6 protein-coding genes and 1 pseudogene are annotated in these 5,474 nt (G+C 61.6%); 6 read left to right on the top strand and 1 reads right to left on the bottom strand.

Features of this window, described 5'->3' with window-relative positions; all coding sequences use genetic code 11:
• From glmU to NW844_RS03815, 6 genes and pseudogenes are all read left to right on the top strand, one after another.
• A pseudogene (gene glmU / locus NW844_RS03840) lies at nucleotides 1-1,319 on the top strand (bifunctional UDP-N-acetylglucosamine diphosphorylase/glucosamine-1-phosphate N-acetyltransferase GlmU); the annotation flags it as partial.
• The gene (locus NW844_RS03835; protein ID WP_414333659.1) at nucleotides 1,302-1,835 is read left to right on the top strand and encodes a PPC domain-containing DNA-binding protein; all 534 of its coding nucleotides are present in this window, start codon (nucleotides 1,302-1,304) and stop codon (nucleotides 1,833-1,835) included. The pseudogene glmU and the gene NW844_RS03835, both read left to right, overlap by 18 nt.
• A gap of 125 nt (nucleotides 1,836-1,960) precedes the next feature.
• Nucleotides 1,961-2,428 (top strand): pentapeptide repeat-containing protein, encoded by a 468-nt coding sequence (locus NW844_RS03830; protein ID WP_414333636.1) that lies wholly within the window; start codon nucleotides 1,961-1,963, stop codon nucleotides 2,426-2,428.
• A 22-nt stretch (nucleotides 2,429-2,450) separates the two neighbouring features.
• Complete coding sequence (locus NW844_RS03825) at nucleotides 2,451-2,726, top strand: lipopolysaccharide assembly protein LapA domain-containing protein (RefSeq protein ID WP_414333634.1); 276 nt, start codon at nucleotides 2,451-2,453, stop codon at nucleotides 2,724-2,726.
• A gap of 164 nt (nucleotides 2,727-2,890) precedes the next feature.
• On the top strand, nucleotides 2,891-4,150 hold the full coding sequence (locus NW844_RS03820) for a 4-hydroxy-3-methylbut-2-enyl diphosphate reductase (RefSeq protein WP_414333632.1): 1,260 nt from the start codon (nucleotides 2,891-2,893) through the stop codon (nucleotides 4,148-4,150).
• A 49-nt stretch (nucleotides 4,151-4,199) separates the two neighbouring features.
• Entirely contained in the window at nucleotides 4,200-5,162 is a 963-nt protein-coding gene (locus tag NW844_RS03815; RefSeq protein ID WP_414333630.1) for an AEC family transporter, read from the top strand.
• Here the strand turns inward: NW844_RS03815 and NW844_RS03810 are convergent.
• Entirely contained in the window at nucleotides 5,159-5,353 is a 195-nt protein-coding gene (locus NW844_RS03810) for a hypothetical protein (RefSeq protein ID WP_414333628.1), read from the bottom strand. The two genes, NW844_RS03815 and NW844_RS03810, sit on opposite strands and share 4 nt — an antisense overlap.
• Nucleotides 5,354-5,474: the final 121 nt, after the last annotated feature.

Genomic DNA, 5,474 nt, shown 5'->3' with positions numbered 1-5,474 from the left:
TGGCAGCGGGCAAGGGCACCCGCATGCGGTCGCAATTGCCCAAGGTGCTGCACAAGCTGGGATCCCTGTCTTTGATCGAGCGGCTGCTGCGCACGGTGCTGACCTTAAAGCCCCAGCGCTGTTTGGTGATCGTGGGTTACGGGCAGGAGCAGGTGCGACAGACCCTGCGGGAGTACCCGGTCGAATTTGTGGAGCAGGCCCAGCAACTGGGCACCGGACACGCGGTGCAGCAGCTTCTACCCGTCCTGGACGATTTTCAGGGGGATCTGCTGGTGGTCAACGGGGATGTGCCTCTGTTGCGGGTGGAAACCCTGCAGGCGCTGGTGGAACGCCACCGCCAAGTCCAGCCGGATGTGACCTTGCTCTCGGCTCAGGTGGTGGATCCCTATGGCTATGGGCGGGTGTTTTGCGATGCTCAACAGCGGATCCTGGAGTTGGTGGAAGAGCGGGACTGCACCCCGGCCCAACGGCAAAATCGCCGCATCAACAGCGGCGTCTACTGTTTCCATTGGCCGGCCCTGGCCCGGGTGCTGCCGAGTTTGGAGCGGAACAACGCCCAGCAGGAGTACTACTTAACCGATGCCGTCAAGCGGGTGAGCAAAGCCATCGCCCTGGATGTTGCCGACCCGCAAGAAATTGTGGGCATCAACGACCGCCGCCAACTGGCCCAGGCCCACCAGATTTTGCAGGATCGCCTCAAGGAAGCTTGGATGGAAGCCGGGGTCACCTTTGTGGATCCCGAGAGCAGCAGCCTGGAAGAGACGGTGGAATTGGCCCCCGATGTGGTGATCGAAGCCCAAACCCACCTGCGCGGGAGGTGCCGCATCGGGCCGCGCACCCGCCTGGGGCCGGGCAGTTGGATCGAGTCCAGCACCATCGGCTCCGATTGCCACATTCTCTACTCGGTGGTCAGCCACAGCCAGATTGGGGATCGCGTCTGGGTAGGCCCCTACGCCCATGTGCGTCCCCACAGCCAGATTGGCGACGGCTGCCGCATCGGCAACTTTGTGGAAGTTAAAAACACCCAGATTGGCTCCCACACCAACGCCGCCCACCTGGCCTACCTGGGTGACGCCAAGCTGGGATCCCAGGTCAACATCGGCGCCGGCACGATCATCGCCAACTACGACGGCCAGCAGAAGCACTTCACAGAAATCGGCGATCGCAGCAAGACCGGCGCCAACTCGGTGCTGGTGGCCCCCCTCAAGGTGGGATCCGATGTCACCATTGCCGCCGGCTCCACCATTCCTGCCCGCTACCCTGTGCCTGACGACTGCCTGGTGATTGCCCGTGCCTACCCGGTGGTCAAGCCCGGCTGGCGACCGGGGAGCGCTGCTGCTGAGCGCCAACAGCCTCTACCCACGGGATCCCTCAAGATCTACCCCCTACGCCTGCTGCCCGGCCAAGACCTCAAGCAGGAGCTGGAGCGCTTTGCCCGCCAACAACCTTTGCAGGCAGCCTTTGTCCTCAGCGCCGTCGGCAGCCTCAGCCAAGCCACCCTGCGCCTGGCTGACCAAACAGAGGATCACCTCTTGTCGGAATGCCTGGAGATCCTGTCCCTGAGCGGATCCCTGTGCCCGGACGGCGTCCATCTCCATCTGGCTGTTGCCGATGCCCAAGGCCGAACTTGGGGAGGGCACCTGCGCCCCGGCTGCCTCATCTACACCACCGCCGAGATTGTCCTTGCCGACAGCCTGGAGTACCGCTTCTCCCGTCAGCCGGATCCGGCCACCGGCTACTTGGAGCTGCACATCCAAAAGGTGGCAGAAGCAACCCCGCCCTCTCCCCAGAGGGCAGATGAGACAACGGCGGGGATCCCTTCTTGCCCGCCGTGAGCCGCGAGCGGCTGTAGATAGACGGTATAATGGCCAACATCTAGCATTGAGTCATCAGCACCTCGTTTGGCAATCAAGGGTTGCTGAATAAACTCGGCGATTGGGGGTACCCGGCCATGCCCCGAATGACCACTGCAGATGAGCTGCTGGCAAACTATGCCGCCGGCGAGCGCAACTTTCAAGAATCCAACCTGGTGGGCGTGGATCTGGTACGCGCCACCCTGCAGGGGGTGAATCTGAGAGGGGCCAACCTTTCCTTTGGCAAGCTGAGCGGGGTTAACTTGCAGGAGGCGGATCTGCGTGGAGCCGATCTCAGCTCCGCCAACCTGATGGGGGCCAACCTGCGCGGTGCCAACCTTTGGGAAGCCAACCTCATTGGCGCCGATCTCAGCTTTGCCGATTTGCGGGAAGCCAACTTGCACGGGGCCTACCTGTGGGAAGCCAAGCTAACCCGTGCGCAACTGCAGGGATCCGACCTGAGCGGGGCAAAAATAGGCGGAGCGGTGCTGACCGGTGCCGACCTAAGCGGCGCCATCCTGCCCGATGGCACAGTGCGGCCCTGGCCTGCTCCGTCGGCCAGCAAGGCAGAATAGAACTGTTGCGACGGGATCCCTCATGTTGCTGCTGTTCCACTTGGTCTTGACGGTGCTGCTGGCTTTGGGAGTGGCAGTCCTGGCCGGACAAAACCCCACTCCCCTGACCGTCCATTTTTTAATGTGGCGCTCGGTGGAGCTGCCGCTGGGATTGCTCATCGCCGCGGCCATCGGCCTGGGACTGTTGACGGCGGGGCTGGGCTCTCTTCTTTGGCCGGGGCGCAGTTTTTCTCTGACTGCCCGCCAGCTCCAGGAACGGCTGCAGCAACTGGAAAGGCAGGATCAGCCGCCTGCCTAGAGCGCCATCTTTCGGGAGTTGCCCTGGCCTTTGGGGTTTGAGTCCGGGATCCTGTCCGATTTGGGTAGGTTATCCGGCTGCCGGGTTGGCGCACGCCTTTAAGATAGGGCGTAAGCTGAGAAAGGATCCTTATGGCACCAGCGGCGCAAGCACGAGTAACCACCATGCCTCATTCTCAAGCTTCTTCTCCGAACACCTTCCCCGAAGATCCCCGCGCCCTGCGCAAGGCTCTGCGCAGCTCCAGCACCTACTTTGCCAAGGGGTTTGAGGAGCACAAAGACCAGGCCCAACGGGAGCTGCAAACCACCTACAAAAGCCCTCTGGTGGAGCAGATCCGCGCCCAGTCTTACCGCTATCAACAGGGGGATATCACCATCCATCTGGCCAAGGCGTTTGGCTTCTGCTGGGGGGTGGAACGGGCGGTGGAATATGCCTACGAGGCGCGGCGCCGCTTTCCGGATCGCCAGATCTGGATCACCAACGAGATCATCCACAACCCTCTGGTCAACCGCCACCTGCAGGAGATGGGGATCCGCTTTGTGGAAAAAGGCCCCGACGGCAACAAGGACTTTTCCCAGATCCGGCCCGAGGACGTGGTGATCTGGCCTGCCTTTGGGGCCAGCGTATCGGAGATGGCGTTTTTCCGGTCGCAGGGCAATGAGATCGTCGATACCACCTGCCCCTGGGTGTCCCGCGTCTGGAACCAGGTGGACAAGCACCGCGCCGCCCAATTCACCTCTGTCATCCACGGCAAGTACAACCACGAAGAAACCGTGGCCACCAGCTCCTTTGCCCAAAAATATCTGGTGGTGCTGAACCTGGAAGAAGCGCAATGGGTCGCCCGCTACATTTTGCAAGGCGGAGATGCGGCAGAATTTCGGCGGCGCTTCGGCAAGGCCACCTCTCCCGGCTTCGATCCGGATCGGGATCTGGAGCGGATTGGCATCGCCAACCAAACCACGATGCTGGAAGGGGAAACCCGCGCCATTGCCAAGCTGTTTGAGACCACCATGCTGCGCAAATATGGCCCCCAGGAGCTGGACAACCACTTCATGAGCTTCAACACCATCTGCAACGCCACCCAAGAACGGCAGGACGCCATGTTCGAGCTGCTGGAGCGGCCCTTGGACGTGGTGGTGGTGATCGGCGGGTTCAATTCCTCCAATACCACCCACCTGCAGGAAATTGCCCTGGCCAAGGGGCTGCCCTCTTTCCATATCGATGGCCCCGACTGCATCCAACCCCCCAACCGCATCCGCCACAAGCCCCTCCACCAAGACCCAATTGTTACCGAGGGTTGGTTACCCGATGGGCCGGTGCAGATCGGCATCACGTCTGGCGCCTCTACCCCAGACCGGGTTGTGGAAGCGGTGATTCTGCGCATCTTTGCCCTACGTGAAGAACCCCAGCGGATCCCTAGCTAACTGGGTGATGACGGGATCCCTTTCCTCTTCCCCCTAGAGCCACTTTGGCGTGCTCACCACCCTTTTTCAGGTTTATCTCCCCCTGCTGGGCTGGACGCTGCTGGGGTTTGTCCTCCAGAAAAGGCTGCCCACCGGCTGGAAGCGTTGGCTGGATCCCCACGTTCTGGGCCGGTTCATGTTCTGGGTGGGGGTGCCCCTGGGCACAATTGGATTTATCCAGAAGGCGGATCTCTCCGGCCAGATCTGGGTGGCCCCTTTGGTCTGCTGGCTGGCAACCGGGCTGGGGTTTGCCCTGGCCAACGCCTGGCTAAGATGGCAACACCATGCCTGGCAGGGAAAGAACGAGCGGGATCCCTGGCTTTGGAGCAGAGCACGGCGAGGAAGTTTTTATCTGGCGGCCACCTTGGGGAATAGCGGCTATTTGGGTTACCCCATCTGTCTGGCGGTGGCCGGGAGCGCCTACTTCGGCTGGGCTTTGTTCTACGATTTGTTGGGTACGCTCTTTACGGCCTATGGGCTGGGGGTGTGGGTGGCCAGCCGCCACAGTCCCTCTCGCCCTCGTCCCCGGCAAACAGCGATCCGACTGCTGAGCAGCCCCACCCTTTGGGCCTTCTTTGTCGGCTTGGCCCTGGCTCGCCAACCCCTGCCGGGGTGGCTCTCTCAAGGCTTGGTTGCCTTTGCCTGGAGCACGATTCCCCTGAGTCTGATCATCTTGGGAATGCGGCTGGCTCAAGTGAAGCGCTGGGGATCCTTTTTCCCTGCCGCAGTGGCCCTCTCGATCAAAATCCTGCTCGTGCCTCTTTTGGTAGGGATCGGCCTCGCCTTTACCCCTTATCCATCCTTGGCCAAGCTGGTGCTGACCCTGCAGGCGGGCATGCCCCCCGCTATCGCCACCCTGGTGCTTACGGAAGAATACAATCTGGATCGGGAGCTCACCGTAGCCGCCTTGGCCGTGGGCTACTTGGCGGCTCTGTTCACCTTGCCCCTTTGGCTGTGGTTATGGGGATTCTAGTAGGCCAAGTGAGAGAGGGTCTGCTCCAGGTAGCGATGCACCAGACGATCCAGCTCCGCCTCCTGGCTGGGCAGCTCCCGCCCCTGCAGCCATCCTCGAAACCCTGAGCTTTCCACAATGGCCTGCCGCAACGGCTTCCAGACGGCTTGCTCGCGCAGGGCTGCATCGGGTCTGAGAGTAGAACTGGTCATGAGAGGAAAGAGAAGAGGGTGAACAGGAGTGATTCACCTTCAGAATAGCTTGGATCCCGGTTGGCTTTGGCTACCTAGGATACAAATCTCCCCTCTCCCTCTGGGAGAGGGGCCGGGGGTG

It is taken from the genome of Synechococcus sp. H55.2, from assembly GCF_047462495.1.
Taxonomy (GTDB): domain Bacteria; phylum Cyanobacteriota; class Cyanobacteriia; order Thermostichales; family Thermostichaceae; genus Thermostichus.
The sequence above is the reverse complement of the archived record's forward strand: the minus strand, read 5'-3'. Positions and strand labels throughout refer to the sequence as shown.